The organism is Streptomyces sp. NBC_00513, from assembly GCF_041431415.1.
Taxonomy (GTDB): domain Bacteria; phylum Actinomycetota; class Actinomycetes; order Streptomycetales; family Streptomycetaceae; genus Streptomyces.
Genome location: NZ_CP107845.1, coordinates 3,135,057 through 3,153,877, shown reverse-complemented (window position 1 = coordinate 3,153,877; position 18,821 = coordinate 3,135,057). Strand labels below are relative to the sequence as shown.

At 74.0% G+C, this 18,821-nt stretch carries 17 protein-coding genes and 1 tRNA gene; 15 read left to right on the top strand and 3 right to left on the bottom strand.

Annotated features, from left to right (window positions below):
- Positions 1–201: 201 nt before the first annotated feature.
- Positions 202–1,299 (bottom strand): Gfo/Idh/MocA family oxidoreductase, encoded by a 1,098-nt coding sequence (locus OHA84_RS14635; RefSeq protein ID WP_053684275.1) that lies wholly within the window; start codon positions 1,297–1,299, stop codon positions 202–204.
- 49 nt (positions 1,300–1,348) lie between these two features.
- Between OHA84_RS14635 and OHA84_RS14630 the strand changes: the two genes are divergently transcribed.
- From OHA84_RS14630 to OHA84_RS14570, 13 genes are all read left to right on the top strand, one after another.
- Positions 1,349–2,452: an ROK family transcriptional regulator gene (locus OHA84_RS14630; protein WP_266971365.1), complete on the top strand. Its 1,104-nt coding sequence runs from the start codon at positions 1,349–1,351 to the stop codon at positions 2,450–2,452.
- A gap of 173 nt (positions 2,453–2,625) precedes the next feature.
- Positions 2,626–3,459 carry a hypothetical protein gene (locus tag OHA84_RS14625; RefSeq protein ID WP_266971367.1) on the top strand — a complete coding sequence of 278 codons (834 nt, stop codon included), beginning with the start codon at positions 2,626–2,628 and terminating at the stop codon, positions 3,457–3,459.
- A gap of 33 nt (positions 3,460–3,492) precedes the next feature.
- Positions 3,493–4,263, top strand: coding sequence for a GntR family transcriptional regulator (locus OHA84_RS14620; protein ID WP_053684268.1), 771 nt, complete (start codon positions 3,493–3,495; stop codon positions 4,261–4,263).
- 148 nt (positions 4,264–4,411) lie between these two features.
- A complete protein-coding gene (locus OHA84_RS14615) occupies positions 4,412–5,533 on the top strand; it encodes a TIGR03364 family FAD-dependent oxidoreductase (RefSeq protein ID WP_053684293.1) in 1,122 nt (373 codons plus the stop codon).
- A gap of 65 nt (positions 5,534–5,598) precedes the next feature.
- Positions 5,599–6,330 carry a phosphonatase-like hydrolase gene (locus tag OHA84_RS14610; RefSeq protein ID WP_266950607.1) on the top strand — a complete coding sequence of 244 codons (732 nt, stop codon included), beginning with the start codon at positions 5,599–5,601 and terminating at the stop codon, positions 6,328–6,330.
- Positions 6,327–7,376: an ABC transporter ATP-binding protein gene (locus tag OHA84_RS14605; RefSeq protein ID WP_266971370.1), complete on the top strand. Its 1,050-nt coding sequence runs from the start codon at positions 6,327–6,329 to the stop codon at positions 7,374–7,376. The genes OHA84_RS14610 and OHA84_RS14605 overlap by 4 nt, the downstream gene beginning before the upstream one ends.
- Positions 7,369–8,319 carry a 2-aminoethylphosphonate ABC transporter permease subunit gene (locus OHA84_RS14600; protein WP_266971372.1) on the top strand — a complete coding sequence of 317 codons (951 nt, stop codon included), beginning with the start codon at positions 7,369–7,371 and terminating at the stop codon, positions 8,317–8,319. The genes OHA84_RS14605 and OHA84_RS14600 overlap by 8 nt, the downstream gene beginning before the upstream one ends.
- Positions 8,306–9,103, top strand: coding sequence for an ABC transporter permease (locus OHA84_RS14595; RefSeq protein WP_053684262.1), 798 nt, complete (start codon positions 8,306–8,308; stop codon positions 9,101–9,103). Before OHA84_RS14600 ends, OHA84_RS14595 begins: the two co-directional genes overlap by 14 nt.
- A gap of 89 nt (positions 9,104–9,192) precedes the next feature.
- On the top strand, positions 9,193–10,284 hold the full coding sequence (locus OHA84_RS14590; protein ID WP_266971374.1) for a 2-aminoethylphosphonate ABC transporter substrate-binding protein: 1,092 nt from the start codon (positions 9,193–9,195) through the stop codon (positions 10,282–10,284).
- Positions 10,285–10,417: 133 nt separating this feature from the next.
- The gene (locus OHA84_RS14585) at positions 10,418–11,938 is read left to right on the top strand and encodes an alkaline phosphatase family protein (RefSeq protein WP_266971376.1); all 1,521 of its coding nucleotides are present in this window, start codon (positions 10,418–10,420) and stop codon (positions 11,936–11,938) included.
- A gap of 121 nt (positions 11,939–12,059) precedes the next feature.
- A complete protein-coding gene (locus OHA84_RS14580) occupies positions 12,060–12,839 on the top strand; it encodes an HAD-IIA family hydrolase (RefSeq protein ID WP_053684256.1) in 780 nt (259 codons plus the stop codon).
- Positions 12,840–12,975: 136 nt separating this feature from the next.
- Positions 12,976–13,629, top strand: coding sequence for a hypothetical protein (locus OHA84_RS14575; protein ID WP_053684254.1), 654 nt, complete (start codon positions 12,976–12,978; stop codon positions 13,627–13,629).
- Between the two features lie 49 nt (positions 13,630–13,678).
- Positions 13,679–14,305, top strand: coding sequence for a class F sortase (locus OHA84_RS14570; RefSeq protein WP_323178876.1), 627 nt, complete (start codon positions 13,679–13,681; stop codon positions 14,303–14,305).
- 80 nt (positions 14,306–14,385) lie between these two features.
- Here OHA84_RS14570 and OHA84_RS14565 read toward each other — a convergent pair.
- Positions 14,386–14,459 (bottom strand) — tRNA-Lys (locus OHA84_RS14565).
- A gap of 229 nt (positions 14,460–14,688) precedes the next feature.
- On the opposite strand from OHA84_RS14565, the gene OHA84_RS14560 reads away from it, so the two are divergent.
- Positions 14,689–16,131: a peptidoglycan-binding protein gene (locus OHA84_RS14560; protein ID WP_266974089.1), complete on the top strand. Its 1,443-nt coding sequence runs from the start codon at positions 14,689–14,691 to the stop codon at positions 16,129–16,131.
- Positions 16,128–18,641, top strand: a complete 2,514-nt coding sequence (locus OHA84_RS14555) for an SPFH domain-containing protein (RefSeq protein ID WP_266971379.1) — start codon at positions 16,128–16,130, stop codon at positions 18,639–18,641. The genes OHA84_RS14560 and OHA84_RS14555 overlap by 4 nt, the downstream gene beginning before the upstream one ends.
- Here OHA84_RS14555 and OHA84_RS14550 read toward each other — a convergent pair.
- Complete coding sequence (locus OHA84_RS14550; RefSeq protein ID WP_159041240.1) at positions 18,617–18,763, bottom strand: hypothetical protein; 147 nt, start codon at positions 18,761–18,763, stop codon at positions 18,617–18,619. The two genes, OHA84_RS14555 and OHA84_RS14550, sit on opposite strands and share 25 nt — an antisense overlap.
- Positions 18,764–18,821 lie beyond the last annotated feature (58 nt).

Below are 18,821 nucleotides of genomic sequence, written 5' to 3'. Positions count from 1 at the left end.
CGGCCGACCGGTCGGGCACACGGGGGGAGGGCGGGTCGCCGGTCGGGCGGCCCGCCCCTTCGCCGGTCGGCGCGCCCCGCCCCCGCGCCTTCGCCGGTCGGCGCGCCCCGCCCCCGCCCCTTCGCCGGTCGGCGCGGGCCGCCCCCGCGCCTTCGTCGGTCGGCGCGCCCCGTCACCGCGCCGGGGGCGCCACTCGGTCCGTCACCGCTCCAGGGACACCGTCACGCCCTCGTCCGACGACCGGCGGGCCGCCTCCAGGACGGCCAGGCAGTCGGCCGCCTCCCGGGCGGTGACCGGGGCGGGGCCGCCCGTGCGAAGGGCCTCCACGACCGCCGCGTAGTACGCCGGGTAGTCGCCGTGCTCCGTCGGCACCGGGATCCCGCTGCCGGTCAGCGGGGACTCGCCGGAGCCCAGCCGCCCCCACAGGTGCGGTTCCTCCTCGCCCCACAACACGCCCTCGGCCGTGCTCGGCCGCAGGCCCTCGCGCAGTGCGGCCTCCTGCGGGTCGAGGCCGTACTTCACGTAGCCCGCGCGCGAGCCGAGGACCCGGAACCGGGGCCCCAACTGCGCGGTGGTCGCGCTGACGTACAGGTGGGAGCGGACCCCGCCCGCGTGGGTGATCGCGATGAATGTGTCGTCGTCCGCCTCCGCGCCCCGGCGGCGCACGTCGGCCTCCGCGTAGACGCGCACGGCCGGACCGAACAGCACCAGCGCCTGGTCGACCACGTGGCTGCCGAGGTCGTACAGCAGGCCGCCGAGCTCCTCGGGCCTGCCGGACTCCCGCCAGCCGCCCTTGAGCTGCGGGCGCCACCGCTCGAACCGGGACTCGAAGCGCTGGACCTCGCCGAGCTCCCCGTCCGCGATGAGCCGGCGCACGGTGAGGAAGTCGTTGTCCCAGCGGCGGTTCTGGAAGACGGACAGGAAGGTGCCGGTCCTGTCGGCGAGGGCGGCGAGTTCGCGGGCCTCGGCCGCGGTCGCGGCGAGCGGCTTGTCCACGACCACCGGGACGCCGGCGTCGAGGGCGGCCGTGGCGAGCGTGACGTGCGTCTTGTTGGGGGCGGCGATCACGACCAGGTCGACGGGCGGGGTGCCGGCGCCGCCGGACCAGAGCGCGTCGGGGGACTCCGCGATCCGGATGCCCGGGTGCGCCTCGCGGGCCTGGGCCTGACGGTCCGGGTCGGAGGTGACGACGGTGTCGAGGACGAGCCCCTCGGTGGCGGACACCAGCGGAGCGTGGAAGACGGAACCGGCGAGTCCGTAGCCGATGAGTCCGACGCGGAGCGGGGAGGTGGCGTTCATGGGCATACTTTGGCAACAGTGTTGCCTAAGTGCAAGGAGAGTCGGCAGGGTGAACCGGGGCAATCAGCCCAATGAGGGCAACGAGGCGAGCCGGGGCGGCGCCAACCTGCCGGCCTTGCGCGGCCACAACGAGGCGCTGCTGCTGGACCTGTTGCGCGGAGCCGGCCCGGCCGGACTCGGGCGCGCCGAACTCGCCGCCCGTACCGGCCTCACCCCCCAGGCCGTCAGCAAGATCACGGTACGGCTGCTCGTGGACGGACTGGTCGCGGAGGCCGGGCGCGGCGCCTCTACCGGCGGCAAGCCGCGCACCCTGCTGCGGCTGGTCCCCGAGGCCCGGCACGCGATCGGGGTGCACCTGGACCGCGACGAACTGCGCGCCGTACGGGTCGACCTCGCGGGCGGCGTCGTCGAGCGCTCGCACGGCCCCCTCGACTTCGGGGCCGGGCCCCGGGCGGCCGTGGAGGAGGTGGCACGCGCGATCGGGCGCCTCTCCGGTGGCGCCGGGGCGCCGCCGCTGCTCGGCGTGGGGGTCGCCGCCCCGGGTCCGCTCGACTGGCGCACCGGGGTGTTCGGACCGGTGACGGGGTTCCCCGAATGGGAGGGGTTCGCGCTGCGGGCGGCCCTGACGGAGCGGCTGGGGCCGCAGTTGCCGGTGGTCGTGGACAAGGACACCAACGCCGGGGTGGCGGTGACCGGCCCCGACCCGGGCGGCGCCGTGTACCTGCACGTCGGGACCGGTCTGGGCGCGGGACTGCGGCTGGCCGGCGAGGTGTACCGGGGGGCGCGCTCGGCGGCCGGCGAGTTCGGCCACCAGGTGCTGGAACTGGACGGGCCGCGCTGCCGCTGCGGGGGTCGGGGGTGCGTGGAGGCGCTCTGCCTGGGCGCGGTGGACCGCGGCGACCTCGCCGAGGCGGCGCGGATCCTGGGCGAGGGCGCCGCGAACGTGGTGGCGCTGCTGGACGTGGAGCGGGTCCTGCTGGGCGGGCGCGTGGTGGACGCCGCCCCGGAGGTGTTCCTGACGGGGGTGCGGGCCGCGCTGGCCGGGCGCGAGGCGCTCCCCGCGACGGTCGTCGCGGTGGCGGCGGGCGGTGTCGCGGAGGGCGCGGCGGAACTCGTGCTGGGGCCGTACTTCGGGCGGGGGCTGGGCCGGTGAACGGAGCGCCGGGGCCGGGGTTGACCTCGTGGGCCGATCGGGGGTAAACCGGGACGGACCGGGCGCGGCGGCCGGCTCGGGGTCTCGCGCGCGTGGAAAGGTGCTAGCAGGGCCGGGGTGATTGTCGCCTGGTCCGATCATCGTCCCCGTCCGGCGAGCTGCGAAGGTCTTCCATGCGAACGCGCAAAGCCCTTGCCCTCCCCGCCGCGTTTCCCGCCCCCTTCCGGGCCGCACTGCCCGCCCCGCTTCCGGCCGTACTGTCGGCCGTACGCCCGGCCGTGCTCTCCGCCTGCCTCTCCGCCGCCCTCCTCGTCGCCCTCGCACCCGCCGCCTCCGCCGACGTCGGCAACGGCGGCGGAGCGCGCCCCGCGCCCGCGCTGCCCTCCCGGGTGCAGGCCACCTGCGGGGACGGGAAGAGCACCGCCTTTCCCATCGGGGCCCGGATCCGCGGCGGCCCGGCCGTCTACCGGACCGGCGGCGACGCGCAGTCCTGGTACCTGGACCTGACCAACACCACCGGCGACCGGTGCACCGCCATCCACCCCGTGATCGTCTTCACCGACAAGGCGCGCGCCCTGCGCCCCGCCGATCTCCGGATGGAGTTCGAGGCCCCCGGCGGCCCCCACCCCGTCACCCTGGAGCACACCGACCGCGACGAGATCATCGCCGTCTTCGACGGCGGGGACGCCTTCTCCGGGTTCTCCGTCGGCGCCGGGGGCTCCCTCACCGTCAAGGTGCAGCTGGCCTTCGCGCCCGACGCCCCGCTCGGCGAGGTGGTCGCCGACGCGGCCCTCGTCCAGCGCAAGGCCGACGACGGGGACTGGGTCGGCGAGGCCGGCGGGTACCGGTTCTTCGTGGAGGGGGACGAGGACTCCGCCGAAGGGGGCGCACTCGCGCACACCGGCCCCCGGGAATGGGTGTACGCCGTCGGTTCCGCGGTCGCCCTCGCCACCGGCGGCGGCCTCCTGCTCGGGGCCCGGCGGCTGCGCGCGCGGGCCGCGCGCTGATCGTCGTACACCTGGTCCACGTAGAGTCCCAGGGTGGAAGAACACACCCGGTACCAGCCGCACCGCCCCGGCCTGCCCGTGCGCTCGGGGATCCCCGAGCACGGCCGCATCCCCAAGTACTACGCGGTCAAGGCCCGCATCTCCGTGCTCGTCGAGGAGCTGGGGGAGGGCGGGACGCTGCCCACCGAACGTGATCTCGCCGAGCAGTACGAGGTGTCGCGGGAGACGGTGCGCCAGGCCCTGCGCGAGCTGCTGCTGGAGGGGCGCCTGCGGCGCTCGGGGCGCGGCACCGTCGTCGCCGGGCCCAAGCTGGAGCAGCCCCTCTCCCTCGCGAGCTACACCGAGGGCGTGCGCCGTCAGGGCCGCCGCCCCGGCCGCAACCTGATCGGCCTGGAGCAGTTCCCGTGCCCGGCCGAACTGTGCCGCGGCATCGGCGCCGAGGTCGGCGAGCCGGTCTGGCACCTGGAGCGCGTCCTCCTCGCGGACGATGAGCGGGTGGGCCTGGAGAGCACGTACATCCGGGTCGCGCGGGCGCCCCGGTTGGACAGCGATTTCAAGCCGGACTCCTCCTTCTACGGATACCTCGGCGACAGCCTCGGCATCACGTTCGGGGGCGCCGACGAGAAGCTGGAGACGGTGCTCGCGACACCGCGCGAAGCCCTGCTGATCGGCACCCCGCCGGCCCTTCCGATGCTGCTCATCCACCGGTTCTCGCAGGATCAGGGGGGCGCCCCCCTGGAGCGTGTGCGTTCGCTCTACCGTGGTGACAGGTTCAGCTTCACGACGAGGCTTCGGCCCGAATAGCGGAGCGCCCTCCATGAACAACCACCTTCAAAGGGGCAAAATGTCATCACAGAATGGTAACGGGTCTAGTCCAAGTGTCGAGGGCTGTTCACCGCCGCGCCACCGGCCGGCCCTCCGCGGGACACGGTCCACACCCACCGTGGACGGCGTGAGAGTCATAGTCGTCGGAGGCGGCGTGGTCGGCACCATGCACGCCTGGCAAGCAGTCGAACGCGGCCACGAGGTCGTCCAGATCGAGCGGGAAGCGGAGGCCCGGGGCGCGTCACTACGCAATTTCGGCCAGATCTGGATCAGCGGACGAGCAGGCGGTGAGGAGCTCGACACCGCCCTGCGGGCCCGCGAGCTCTGGGAACGCATCGGCGCGGAGGTGCCCGGCCTGGGCTTCCGCGCGATCGGCTCCCTCACCCCCGTACGAGGCGCCCGCGAGTACGCCGTGGCGGAGGCGGCCGCGGCCCGGCCCGACGCCGCCGCCCGCGGCTACGAACTGGTCGGCGCCGCCGCGGCCCGGAAGATCAACCCGGCACTGCGCGGCGAGTTCGACGCCGCCCTCTGGTGCGAACGGGACGCGGCCGTCGAACCGCGCACCGCCCAACTGCACCTGCGGGAGGCCCTGCGCGCCACCGGCCGGTACACCTTCCTCCCCGGGCGCGAGGTCCGCGAGGTCGTCGGACCCGGCGCCGTCCGCGACGACCACGGCGACGTCCACCGCGGCGACGCGGTGATCCTCGCCACCGGCGCCTGGCTGAGCGGCCTGGTCCGCGAGCTGGAACCCGACCTCCCCGTGCGCCGGGTCCGGCTGCAGATGATGCAGACCGCCCCGCTCGGCGAGCCGCTGACCACGTCGGTCGCCGACGCGGACAGCTTCCGCTACTACCCCGCCTACCGGAGCGACGCCCTGGACGCCCTCGACGCCGAGCAGGCGCAGGCGCCCGTCGCGGCCGAGCACCGGATGCAACTCCTCATGGTCCAGCGCCGGGACGGCGGACTGACCATCGGCGACACCCACGAGTACGAGCACCCCTTCGCGTTCGACACCCTCGAAGACCCCTACGAGCACCTCACCGAGGTGGTGGAGTCCCTCCTGGGCCGCCCCCTGCCGAAGATCCGGCACCGCTGGGCGGGCGTGTACGCACAGTGCACCGACACCACCCGCGTCGTCCACCGCAAGCAGGTGAGCGACGGCGTCTGGCTGGTGACCGGACCGGGCGGGCGCGGCATGACCTGCTCGCCCGCCATAGCCGAGACCACCGCGAACGAACTGGGCTGGTAACCACCATGAACACCGAATCCACGGGCAACACGAACAGCACGGGCAACACGAACAGCACAGGCGCCATGAACAGCACGAGCAACCCGACCACCACCGAACACGCGACCACCCCCGGCGGGCTGATCGTCCTCGACATGGCCGGCACCACCGTCGCCGACGGCGGCCTCGTCGAGCGGGCCTTCGAGCGCGCCGCCGAGCGCCTCGGCGTCGAGCCCGGCACCGCCGACCACGCCGCGAAGCTCCAGTACGTCCGCGACACCATGGGCGAGTCGAAGATCTCCGTCTTCCGCCACCTGTTCGGCAGCGAGGACCTCGCCCGCCAGGCCAACGCCACCTTCGAGGAGGCGTACGCGGAACTCGTCGACGCAGGCCTCATCGGCCCGATCCCCGGCGCCCGCGAGACCATCGAGAAGCTGCGCGGCGACGGCCGCACCGTCGTCCTGACCACCGGCTTCGCCCGCGTCACCCAGGACGCCATCCTGGACGCCCTCGGCTGGCGCGACCTCGCCGACCTCACCCTGTGCCCCGCCGACGCGGGCGGTCGCGGCCGGCCCTACCCGGACATGGTGCTGGCCGCGTTCCTGCGCACCGGCGCGGTGGCCGACGTACGCGAGACGGTCGTCGCCGGCGACACGGCGTACGACATGCTCAGCGGCCGCCGCGCCGGCGCCGGGATCGTGGCGGGCGTCCTCACCGGCGCCCACGACCGCCGGACCCTCGACGAGCACGGCGCGACCCACGTCCTCGGCTCGATCGCCGAACTCCCCGCACTGTTGGCCCGGGAGTCCGGCACGTGAGCGGGATCCGCTTCGAGTCCGTCTCGGTCGCCTACGACGGCAACACCGTGCTGGACTCCCTGGACCTGACGGTCGAGCAGGGCGAGGTCATGGCCCTTCTCGGTCCGTCGGGATCGGGCAAGACCACGGCGCTGCGGGCGGTCGCCGGCTTCGTACGGCCCTTCGCGGGCCGGGTGTGGATCGGGGACCGGGACGTCACCGCCCTCCCGCCCCACAAACGCGGCATCGGCATGGTCGTCCAGCAGTACGCGCTCTTCCCGCACCTGCGCGTCGAGGACAACGTCGCGTTCGGACTCAAGGCGCGCAAGACGCCCAGGGCCGAGATACCCGGCCGCGTGGCGGAAGCCCTGGAGATGACCGGGATGGCCGCCTACGCCAAGCGCCACCCCCGCGAACTCTCCGGCGGGCAGCAGCAGCGCGTGGCCATCGCCCGCGCGCTCGCCATCCGCCCCGGCGTGCTCCTCCTCGACGAGCCGCTGTCCGCGCTGGACGCCCAACTGCGCTCCGGAATGCTCGCCGAACTGGCCCGACTGCACCGCGAACTCCCCGACGTGTCGATCCTGTACGTCACGCACGACCAGATCGAGGCCCTCACCCTGGCCGACCGGATCGCCGTCATGGACAAGGCCCGGCTCCAGGACTGCGGCACCCCGCGGCAGCTGTACCGCTCACCGCGCACCGAGTTCACGGCCTCCTTCGTCGGCAACGCCAACCTCCTCCCGGTGACCGTCGCCGACACCGGCGCCGTCTTCGAGGGGCGCGCCCTGGTACTGGACCGGGGCCGGGCCGCGCCCGGCGCCGGCGCCACCCTGTGCGTACGCCCCCACCTGATCGGCCTCGGCGCGGGCCCCAACGCCCTGAACGGCACGATCACCGAGGTGCAGTGGCGCGGCTCGACGCACCGGCTGTACGTGGACGTCGCGGGCCACCGGGTCAAGGCGGACCTGCCCGAACTGCGCGAGACCCCGGCGCTGGGCGACCGGGTGACCCTGCACTTCGAGCCCCGGGACGCGGTGTTGCTGTCGGCGGGGGTGTCGGATGGCTGAGGTCGCGGACCCGCGATCGGCCCCCGCCGGGCCGGCCCGCGCCACCGTCCCCCGGCAGCCGCCCCGTACCTCCGCCCCGGGCCCGCACGCCACCCCCGGACCCGCACCCGCAGCCCCCGCCGCACGCGGCGTCCCGCGCTGGGTGTGGAGCCTGCCCCCGGTGGTCGTCCTCGCGCTGGTCTTCCTCTACCCGCTCGCCCTGGTCGTCCGGCAGTCCTTCACCCCCGAGAACGGCGGCGCCTTCGACGCGTACTCCACCGTCTTCGCCTCCACCCCCTTCCGCGAGGCCCTCGGCACCACCGTCTGGCTGGCCGTCGGCGCCACCGTCGGATGTCTCGTCCTCGGCTTCGCGTTGGCCCTCGTCATCGCCTTCGTGCCCTTCCCGGGAGCCAGGGCCGTCTCCCGGTTCATCGACGTCTTCCTCTCCTTCCCCTCCTTCCTCATCACCCTCGCCCTCCTCTTCATCTACGGCTCGGTCGGCATGGCCAACGGGATCTGGACCGACGTCCTCGGCGTCGCGGACGGCCCCTTCCACTTCCTGGCGACGCCCTGGGGCGTCCTCCTCGCGGAGATCACCTACTTCACCCCGTTCGTCATGCGCCCCCTGCTCGCCGCCTTCTCCCAACTGGACACCGCCCAGCTGGAGGTGGCCTCCTCGCTCGGCGCCGGACCCGCCCGGATCGTCCGGCGGGTGATCCTCCCCGAGGCGCTGCCGGCCCTCGCCGCCGGCGGCAGCCTGGTCCTCGTCATGTGCCTCAACGAGTTCGGGATCGTCCTGTTCACCGGAGCCAAGGGCGTCACCACGCTCCCGATGCTCGTCTACGGCAAGGCGATCCTGGAATCCGACTACCCGGCCGCCTGCGTCGTCGCCGTCGTCAACATCGCGATCTCCGTCGGCCTGTTCGGCCTCTACCGGGTGGTGAGCAAGCGTGCTGGTGCATAGCAGGGCCGGCCGCTGGGCCGCCTGGGGCCTCTTCGGCCTCCTCTTCCTCCCCCTCTTCGCGCTGCCGCTGCTCGTCGTGGTGGCCGCCTCCCTCGCCACCCACTGGTCCGGCGCCTTCCCCTCCGGCCCGACCACCGCGAACTACGCCTCCGCCGTCCGGGGCGAATCCCTCCAGGCACTCACCACATCCCTGGTCACCGCCCTCGTCGCGAGCCTGCTCGCCCTCACCGTTGGCAGCTGGGCGGCGCTGGCCGCCGCCGGCCTGAAGAGGCGCGGGAAGCGCTTCCTGGACGCCCTGTTCATGCTGCCGGTCGCCGTACCGTCGGTGGTGGTGGGCCTCGCGGTCCTCGTCGCCTTCAGCCGGCCGCCCCTGCTCCTCAACGGGACGAGCACCATCGTCGTCCTGGCCCACACCGTCCTCGTCACGGCGTTCGCCCACCAGTCGGTCTCCGCCGCGATCGTGCGGCTCGACCCCGCCTACGAGCAGGCCGCCGCCTCCCTGGGGGCATCTCCCGCCCAGGTGCTGTGGCGGATCAGGATCCCCCTGCTGCTGCCCTCCCTGACCGCCGCCGCGGGGCTCTGCTTCGCCCTGTCCATGGGTGAGTTGAGCGCCACGATGATGCTCTACCCGCCGGACTGGATGCCCCTGCCGGTCCGCGTCTTCACCGCCACCGACCGGGGTTCGCTCTTCGGCGGATCGGCCGTCGCGGTGGTCCTGATGGCCACCACCCTGCTGGTGCTCCTGGCCGTCTCCCGCATCCGCACCAAGGCGTCCTACCGCTGACCCGCCCCGGTCACGCCCGCACCCCACCCCTCGCCGCCCCACCCCGCACCGCCGAACCCTGCCGACTCCCTTTCCCGTAAGGAAGCCCCATGCCCGGCAAGCGCAACCGTCGTCGCATTCCCCTTCGCACCACCGCCGCCGTCACCGGCGGCCTCGCCCTCGCCGCCGGCCTCACCGCCTGCGGCGGCGGATCGGGCGCCGCCGACTCCCGGGCCGGCGAGAAGATCGTCACCGTCTACAGCGCCGACGGCCTCAAGGGCGAGAAGGGCGACGGCTGGTACGACAAGGTCTTCGCCGCGTTCACCAAGGAGACCGGCATCGAGGTCAAGTACGTCGAGGGCGGCTCGGGCGAGATGGTGCAGCGCGCCGTCCGCGAGAAGACCAACACCCAGGCGGACGTCCTGGTCACCCTGCCGCCCTTCATCCAACAGGCCGACGGGAAGGGCCTCCTCCAGGCCTACGCGCCCCACGGCTCGGAGAAGGTCAACGGCGCCGACAAGGCCACCGACGGCAAGTGGACGTCGATCGTCAACAACTACTTCGGATTCGTCTACAACAAGAAGGAGTTGTCCCAGGCCCCCAAGACCTGGGAAGAGCTGCTGGACGCCAAGTACAAGGGCCGCCTCCAGTACTCCACCCCGGGCGTCGCGGGCGACGGCACCGCCGTGCTCGTCAAGTCGATGCACGACTTCGGCGGCAAGGAACCGGCGATGGAGTACCTCAAGAAGCTTCAGGCCAACAACGTCGGCCCGTCCTCCTCCACCAGCAAGCTCGCCCCGAAGACCGACAAGGGAGAGCTGCTCGTCGCCAACGGCGACGTGCAGATGAACTTCGCGCAGGCCAAGTCCATGCCGAACCTGGGCATCTGGTTCCCCGCCAAGGAGGGCGGCAGGCCCACCACCTTCTCCCTGCCGTACGCGGCCGGCCTGGTCGACAAGGCCCCGCACACCGAGAACGGCCGCAAGCTCCTTGACTTCCTGCTCGGCGAGGAGGCCCAGAAGCTGGTCAGCGAGGTCGGCGGCGGCTTCCCCGCGCGCACCGACGTCAAGCCGACCGACGCCAACGCCGTCCAACTCACCAAGCTGATGACGGGCGTCGAGATCTTCGAGCCCGACTGGACGGACATCGACAAGAACCTCAAGGCCCACGTGGACGCGTGGAAGTCGGCAACCGGAAGCTGACCGGTTACTCCCTGGCCACCTGAGGCCTGGAGAGTGACGTTGGGATAACGGGTCTGGACCGAAGCCCCCGCGCCGCGGTCCGGACCCGTCGCACGCCCGCCGCGCCATCCCCACGATCACTCCGGAGGAGTACGTGTCCCCTGCCCAGTCGCCGCGCCGCGTCCTGACGGTCGCCGCCGTCGCCGCCACCCTGCTGGCCACCGCCCTCGGCGCCCACCCCGCCGGCGCCACCGAGGCCGCCGGCACCGACAAGGTGCTCGTCATCGGTCTCGACGGCGTCGTCCTCGACCGCGTCAAGACCGCCGACGCGCCCCATCTCAACGGCCTGATGGCCCAGGGCCTGACCGCCAAGAGCACCCTCTACGCGAACCCGATGGCCGTCACCTCCTCCGGCCCCGGCTGGTCCAGCATCGCCACCGGCGTCTGGCCCGACAAGCACGGCGTGAAGGACAACTCCTTCACCGGCAAGAACTACACGGCGTACCCGGACTTCCTGACCCGCGTCGAGAACGCCAAGCCGGCCCTCAACACCTACGCCGCCGCCGACTGGGAGCCCATCACCTCCACCGACCAGAACGGCCCGATCTTCTCCTCGAAGGTCGACAAGCGGCTCTCCCTCAAGGGCGACCGCGACGGCTACGGCAGCGAGGACCCCAAGATCGCCGCCGCGGCCGCCGCCGAACTGCGCGACCAGAACCCGGACGCCGCCTTCGTCTACCTCGGCGAGGTCGACCACGCGGGCCACACCTCCGGCGCGGCGAGCCAGGAGTACCTCAACGCCATCGCCCGCGTCGACGTCCTCGTCGGCAAGCTCCTCACCGCCGTCGAGAACCGACCCACCCGCGACCGGGAGAACTGGACGATCCTGGTCACCACCGACCACGGCCACACCGACGGCGGCGGCCACGGCGGATCCACGATCGCGGAGCGCGGCACCTTCGTCATCGCCAAGGGCCCCGGGATCCAAGCGGGTTCGGTACGCACCGACGTACGGCTCGTCGACGTCGCCGCGACCGCGCTCGCCCAGGTCGGCGTCGGCGGCGCCGCCCTCGACGGAGTCCCGCTGAACGCCCCCGACAACGACCCCTTCGACACCCTGCGCCCCAACCTCCAGGCCCGCGTGGACGAGACGGGCATCCCGGCCGGAGTGAAGGGCTTCACGCACACCCCGCCCGCCGGCTGGGCCGTGGACAACTCGAAGATGGGCACGGGCGGGGTCACCGAGTGGGCCGGGTGGGCCTTCGCGACCGACGAGTTCTGGAGCCAGTCACAGCGCGACCAGTGGCGCGAGCTGAACGTCCGCTCCCGCGACGTGTTCGCCGTGGCGGACTCCGACGAGTGGGACGACAAGAGCCACACCGGCACCTTCGACTCCACCCTGCTCACCCCCAAGTGGCCGGTCACCGGCGGCTCCACGAGGACCCTGAGCTACCGGAGCCACTACCGCCACGAGGCCGGGCAGACCGCCCAGGTCCTGGTCTCGTACAACGGCGGCGCCCCGACCGTGGTCAAGACGTACGCGGCCGACGCCCTCGCCAGGACCGAGAGCCTGAGCCTGCGGGTACCGGCCGGCGCCACCGACGTCCAGGTCCGCTTCCGCTACAGCGGCGCCAACAACTGGTTCTGGGCCGTGGACGACGTCACCCTCGGCTGAGCCGCCGCGAGGGGCCGATGTCCGGGCCGTGGACGGGCTCCGCGCCCACGGCCCGTGCCGGATAGGGTGGTAGAGACCAGAGGCCCCCGAGGTCAGAGGCCCCGCAGAGCGGAGAACCCCCGTGGCAGAGCGCAAGCCGATCGAATCCTGGCTCACCGACATGGACGGGGTCCTCATCCACGAGGGCACCCCGATCCCGGGCGCGGATGCCTTCATCAAGCGGCTGCGCGAGTCCGGCAAGCCCTTCCTGGTGCTGACCAACAACTCCATCTACACCCCGCGCGACCTCCAGGCCCGCCTCAACCGCATGGGTCTCCAGGTGCCCGTCGAGAACATCTGGACCTCCGCGCTCGCCACCGCCAAGTTCCTCGACGACCAGCGTCCGGGCGGCACGGCGTACGTCATCGGCGAGGCCGGGCTGACCACGGCCCTGCACGACATCGGCTACATCCTCACGGACCACGAGCCGGACTACGTGGTGCTGGGCGAGACCCGCACGTACAGCTTCGAGGCGATGACCAAGGCCGTCCGGCTGATCAACGCCGGCGCCCGTTTCATCTGTACCAACCCCGACGAGACCGGCCCGTCCACCGAGGGTCCGCTGCCCGCCACGGGCGCGGTCGCCGCGCTGATCACCAAGGCGACGGGCAAGCAGCCGTACTTCGCTGGCAAGCCCAACCCGCTGATGATGCGGACCGGCCTCAACGCCATCGGCGCGCACTCCGAGAGCAGCGCGATGATCGGCGACCGGATGGACACCGACGTCCTGGCCGGGCTGGAGGCGGGCATGCAGACCTTCCTGGTGCTGACCGGTCTCACCTCGGTCGAGGACACCGAGAAGTTCCCCTACCGTCCGACGAAGACGGTCGACTCGATCGCCGACCTGGTCGATCTCGTCTGACACCGGATCACCTGCGTTTCAACGCGTACGGCTGACACGTACGGGGCGTACGGCTGACACGTACGGGCCAAGCGGGCGCCGCTCCGGATGCGGAGCGGCGCGCCGCGCGTGAGGCTCCTTGTCGAGGAGGTTCACCATGCGCAGTGCTCTGATCGCTTTCCGTGCCACCGGGGTGGCCGTCGCCCTGACGGCCCTCACCGCCGTGGCCGCGCCCACCGTCGTCGCCGAGGACTGGGACCGGGACAGGGATCGGGACCGCGGCAGCGTCTCGGTCCGGCCGAATCCCGCCGAACCGGGGGACCGGGTCAAGTTGGAGGTCCGCGGCTGCGCGTGCGACTGGGCCTCCGCCACGTCGTCCGTGTTCGCCTGGGAGGCCAGGCTGTCCCCGGGCCGCGAGGACCGGAAGATCCTGGGGGGCGAGGCGACCATCGCCCACCACGCCGAGCCCGGATGGCACGAGATCCGGGTCAAGTGCGAGGGTCGGGAGGTGCGCGGCTCGATTCAGATCCACCGTGACCGCCCGAACCCGCACCACTCGCCGGTCTGGCCCGTCCACGCGGGCGGCGGCGGCATGGCCGCCGAGCTGGCCGCGTCCACGAAGATCGCCAAGGAACGGGAACAGGCCCGGGCCGCGGAGGGCGCGCAGGCGACCGTGACCGCGAAGAAGAGCCACGACGCCGACGGCCCGGGCCTGCCGCACACGGTGATCGGCGCCGTCCTGGCCGCCGCCGCGACGCTGGCCGTCGCCGGCCGGGCCCTGACCCTGCGCCGTCGCCGCAGCGGCGAGTGAGGGTCCGTCTCCGGTGACCGGGGAGCCGAGGAGCTCCGGCGGATCCCGTGTGCTGACCGTCGCCGCGTGGTCGGTGTTGGTGTGCGGCCTGTGGCTGTGGGGTCGCGAGATCACCGGGGTTCCGCCCTCGCCCGCCGGTCAGGCGGGCGGGGTGGTGGTCCCGGGGCTGCCGGCGGCGCACGCCCCGCTGGCCGGGGCCCTGCCGGCGCGGGTGGACGTGCCCGCCATGGGCATCCAGGCGCCGGTGATCTTCCGCAGGCTCGACGCGCAGGGTGCGATCGAGCCGCCGCCGTACGAGAGTCCGGGCACGGTGGGCTGGTGGAGCGGCGGCACCCTGCCGGGCGCGGCCGGCACCGCGTTGATGGTCGGCCACGTGGACACCAAGTCCAAGCCCGCCGTGTTCTTCGGTCTGAGCACCGCCGAGCCGGGCGGCAAGGTCCGGGTCCACCGGGCGGACGGCTCGGTCGCGGAGTTCACGATCGAGGACGTGAAGGTCTACGAGCGCGCCGGCTTCGACCCGGCCAAGGCGTACGGCCCGCGGATCAAGGGGCGGGCGGAACTGCGACTGGTGACGTGCGGGGGCACGTACGACAAGGCCGCCAAGCAGTACACGGCCAATGTGGTGGTTTCCGCCTACCTGACGGGCGTCGGCGCCCGGACCGGAACGGCCGCGTAGGCAGGCGGCGCGGGCACGGCCGGACGAGCGAACGAAGAAACCCCCCGAGGCTTTCGCCTCGGGGGGTTTCTTCTCGTCTGTGCGCCGCCAGGGACTCGAACCCCGGACCCGCTGATTAAGAGTCAGCTGCTCTAACCAACTGAGCTAGCGGCGCTTGGTGACAGGCAAAACTCTACCCCACCTCCGGACGTGCTCGTGACCAGCCGCGCCCGTGTTGTCCGATTAACCCATGTTTAAGGGGTTTGTCGTGCACGATATGTCTGGGCCGAGCCGAATCTGATGCCCCGCCAGATGCGTGCCCGGACGCCGGACCAGTGGACGAGCAGGGGAGTGGACGGAACCGCATGACGATGCAGCCGCCGGTGCATGTGCAGATGCCGCAGATGCCCATGCCGGTCTTCGAGGAGTACGAGCCCGCGGGCGACTGCGTCTGCCTCGGGTGCGCGCAGCGCCGTCGCGCCCTCGCCCGTGCGCGGGCCATACCGCTTCGCGACGGCGGCCACCGCGCCGCCCGCGGCGCGCGCCGGGCGCTGGTGCTCGCCACCGCCGCCGGCGTGGTCCTGGGCGGCGGCGGCTCCGCCGCACTGGCCGCCTCCGCCGCGGCACCCGGACTCGGCCCGGTGCGGCTCGACGACCCCGATCCGGGCTCCCCGCAAGGCGGCCGATCCCCGCTGCACGGGCCGAAGGGCACGCCCGCCAAGCCCGGCGGCCTGCCCGGTGCCCCGTCGACGATCCGACGCATCGACCGGACGACGATCATCAACCGGGCGAAGCTGTGGCTGGACGCCAAGGTCCCCTACAGCATGTCCGAGTACTGGTCGGACGGCTACCGGCAGGACTGCTCGGGCTACGTCTCGATGGCCTGGAACCTCGGCACCAACGAGTGGACCGGCAGCCTCGACACCTTCGCCACCCGGATCGCGAAGGAGGAACTGCTGCCGGGCGACATGCTGCTCTTCCACAATCCGGCGGACCCCAACAACGGCTCGCACGTCGTCCTCTTCGGCGGCTGGGTCGACGGGACGCGGACGCACTACGTCGCCTACGAGCAGACCCGCCCGCACACCCGCAAACAGGCCACCCCGTACGGGTACTGGGCCAACGCGACGAAGTACCTCCCCTACCGCTTCAACGGGGTCACGGGAGGCGTCCCCGGCAGCACGCCCACGCCTCCGGTGACGCCCGTCGAACTCCCGGCGACCGGGTCCCCGCCGGCGGTGTCGGCGACCTTCCCCGGTGCCTCGAAGTTCGGGCCGGGCGCGAACAACGAGTACGTGACCCAGCTCGGCCGGTTGCTGATCGAACGCGGCGGCGCCCGCTTCTACCCCAACGGCCCCGGCCCGGTGTGGTCCGACGAGGACCGGCTGGCCACCCAGGCGTTCCAACGGGCGCAGGGATGGACCGGCGCGGACGCCGACGGCATTCCCGGCGCCCACACCTGGCGGCTGCTGGCCCTGAGGCAGGGCAAGAGCATCCCGCCGGCGGCATCGACCACGCCCACCAAGCCGACCACGCCCACCAAGCCGACCACGCCGACCACGCCCACGAAGCCGACGACACCGGTCGGTCAGGCGGGGCCGGGCGGGGTGCCCGCCTACCCGGGGAAGGCCTTCTTCCGACCGGGCCGGTCCCACGCGCTCATCACCGCCCTCGGTCGCCGACTGGTGCAGAAGGGCTTCGGCAAGCACTACACGTCCGGCCCGGGCGCCCTCTGGAGCGAGGCCGACCGCCGCAACGTCGAGGCCTTCCAGCGCGCCCAGGGCTGGCGCGGCGCCTCGGCCGACGGCTACCCGGGCCCGGAAACCTGGCGCCGGCTGTTCGCATGACGGAGGCAACGATGTACCCCACCCGCACCACGTCCACGACGGGCGACTTCCCCGTTCCTCCGGTCCCGCACGGTTCCCGGCCCCTCGCCGCCGGCGCCCGCCCGGGCCCCGCCGCCGCAGACGGAGCGATCCGGCCCGACGCGACGGCGCCTTCCCAGGCCCCCCGCCCGGGGCGCTGGACCACCGCCCCGGCCCCGGTGGTGCCCCCGGCTCCGGTCGCGGCCGAGTCGATCGCGGCCCCCGCTCCGGCGGTGGTTCCCGCCCCGGCCCCGGCCCGTCCCGCGTGGGCGCCCGGGGCCCGGCCGGAGCCGGCCGCGGCCCCGGCCGGGCCCCACCCGGCCACCGCGACGGCCCCGCACGACCTCGACGTACCGCGCCCGGTCGCCGACGCGGCCCCGCAGCCGCTGCCCCCGCCGGCCCCGCCGGAACCCCGCGGGGGAGAGGCGGCCGACGGCGCGGCCTCCCGGTACCCGGGCGACCTGCCCGCCCCGGCCCGACACCCGTGGGCCTCGCACCCCGGCGCCCCGATCCCCCCGGTCGACCCCGCGCCCCGGACCGTGACCGCCGTTCCCGCGCCCGGCGCCGCCGACCGCGCCGACGAGTCACCCGCGTACGCCTCGGCGCCCCGCCCCCACCCGGCGCACGCCGCCGACCGGCCGGCCGACGACGCGCACGCCCGCCCGGCCGTGCCCGAGCCGATGCTCCCGACGCCGCACCCGGCGTTCGCACGGCCGGCGTTCGCCCACGCGGGTCCGCCCGCGGCGGCCGACCCGGGCGCGGGGGAGCCGGGTGCGGGGGAGCCGTACCCCCGCCACGCCCGGCCGGAGCCCGTGGCGGCCCCGCCGCCCGTGCCGGAGTACCGCGGCTCCGTTCCCGTCGAGCCGGAGCGCCGCCCCCTGCGCGCCGCCGCGCCGGAGCCGGCGGCGTACCCGACGCCCGCCCAGGGTCACCCCGCCGACGCTCCGGACACCGCCCCGCCGGCGTGGCCCGCCCGCGCGGAGTCGGCGACCCCGTACCCGCAGCCGCCCCGGGACGCCCCTGCGAACCACGCGCCCGGGACCCCCGAGCCCCCGGTCGTGCCGGCCTCCCCGGCCGAGGGACCGACCGGGGAAGCCCAGGACGCGCGGGCGCACCCGGACGCGGTGCCGGCCGCACGCGCCGAGGTGGACGCCCCGGCGGACGCCCCGCGGCCCCGGCCCGTGACGGACCGCCGGCCCGCCCCGGCCCCGGAACCCCGGCCTCCGGCCGCCCTCGCCCCGACCCCCGGCCCGGCCGTGGCCGGCCACCCGCAGGACGAGCTCTGGCCGCCCGCCGAACCCGTCGTGCGCACGGTCCCCGGACCGGACGTGGCCGGCGTCGCGGCGGACGGCGTCGCCGATCTCGTCGCCCGGGCCGTGGCCCGCGGCATGGCGGACGCCGACGAGGACGACACCCGGGACCTCCCCCGGCTCCGTCCCGCCCAGGGGGCCTCGGCCACCGCGGTGCCCGTGCACCTGCCCTTCCTCGGGCAGGCGCCCACGGGGCCCCCCGTTCCGGCCGGGGACCCGGCCGCACGGCGGTCCGGGCACGCGGCCCCCGCGTCCCGCCCCGCGGCCGGCCGTCGTGTCCCCCGGGGCGACGACCGGCTCCGCGAACACCGCGGACCCGTACTGCCCGGCTGGATCGCCGTGGCCGTCGGCGGCCTCGCGCTGGCCGGCTGCTCGGCGGTGCTCTGGCGGGCCGGCGCCGTCCCCGATGCCCTCGCCGCCGGCTTCGGCGCGGCCCCGCGCGCCTACCAGGGGCTGCGCGCGACCCACTGGCCCCCGCTCGCCTTCCTCGGCATCGTCACGCTCCTCGCACTGGGCGGGCTGGGCCGCGCCAAGGCCGGCCACGCCTGGGTGCTGACCCTCTTCGGCAGCTACCGGGGCACGGTCCGCCGTACCGGCCTCACCTGGGTCAGCCCGCTGCTGCTGCGCCGGCGGGTGGACGTGCGGCTGCGCCACTGGCGCAGCGACCCCATGCCCGCGGTGGACTCGGGGGGCCTCGCCCTCCAGGTGGTCGTGCAGGTCGTCTGGCAGGTCAAGGACACGGCCCGCGCCACCCTCGCCGTCGGGGACCACACGGAGTACCTGGCCGAGCAGGTCGAGTCGGCCATGGCCCGGGTGCTGTCCCAGCTGCCGGCCGACGCCTTCCACGACGACGCCCCGACGCTGCGCGACGCCGAGGCGGTCGGTGACGCGCTGACCCGCCTGCTGGCGGCCGAGACCGAGGCCGTCGGCGTGGAGGTGTTCTCCGCCCAGCCCACCCGGATCGAGTACGCCCCGGAGGTGGCGGAGGCCATGCGGCGCCGTCGGATCGCGGCGATCGACGCCCGGCATCGGGATGCCGTGCTGTCCTCGGTCGTCGACGCGGTCGACGACACGGTCCACCGGCTCACGTCACGGGGGATCGTCGAGCTGGACGACTACGAGCGCAAGGCCCTGGTGAAGGACCTCACCGTGGCCTTCTACACCGGCCGCTCGGACCAGTAGCGGCGATCGGCGGCCGAGGCGCGGGAGAAGACGGCGGCGACGCGGGAGCGGACGACGAGCGACGCGGGAGAACGGGTGGCCGGGAACGACCGGACCACCCGTTTTCCCATTGGTATAGACATGGCCAACTCTCGTCAATAATCTGGGACTTGGTCTAGACCTGGAAACCATCCCCACGCG

What these genes read in the sequence shown, in the direction of transcription:
- OHA84_RS14625 (WP_266971367.1), top strand. Translation starts at nt 2,626, where the DNA reads ATGCGAACGCGCAAAGCCCTTGCCCTCCCCGCCGCGTTTCCCGCCCCC.
- OHA84_RS14555 (WP_266971379.1), top strand. Translation starts at nt 16,128, where the DNA reads ATGACGGAGGCAACGATGTACCCCACCCGCACCACGTCCACGACGGGC.
- OHA84_RS14600 (WP_266971372.1), top strand. Translation starts at nt 7,369, where the DNA reads ATGGCTGAGGTCGCGGACCCGCGATCGGCCCCCGCCGGGCCGGCCCGC.
- OHA84_RS14590 (WP_266971374.1), top strand. Translation starts at nt 9,193, where the DNA reads ATGCCCGGCAAGCGCAACCGTCGTCGCATTCCCCTTCGCACCACCGCC.
- OHA84_RS14550 (WP_159041240.1), bottom strand. Translation starts at nt 18,763, where the DNA reads ATGTCTATACCAATGGGAAAACGGGTGGTCCGGTCGTTCCCGGCCACC.
- OHA84_RS14575 (WP_053684254.1), top strand. Translation starts at nt 12,976, where the DNA reads ATGCGCAGTGCTCTGATCGCTTTCCGTGCCACCGGGGTGGCCGTCGCC.
- OHA84_RS14635 (WP_053684275.1), bottom strand. Translation starts at nt 1,299, where the DNA reads ATGAACGCCACCTCCCCGCTCCGCGTCGGACTCATCGGCTACGGACTC.
- OHA84_RS14560 (WP_266974089.1), top strand. Translation starts at nt 14,689, where the DNA reads ATGCCCATGCCGGTCTTCGAGGAGTACGAGCCCGCGGGCGACTGCGTC.
- OHA84_RS14610 (WP_266950607.1), top strand. Translation starts at nt 5,599, where the DNA reads ATGAACAGCACGAGCAACCCGACCACCACCGAACACGCGACCACCCCC.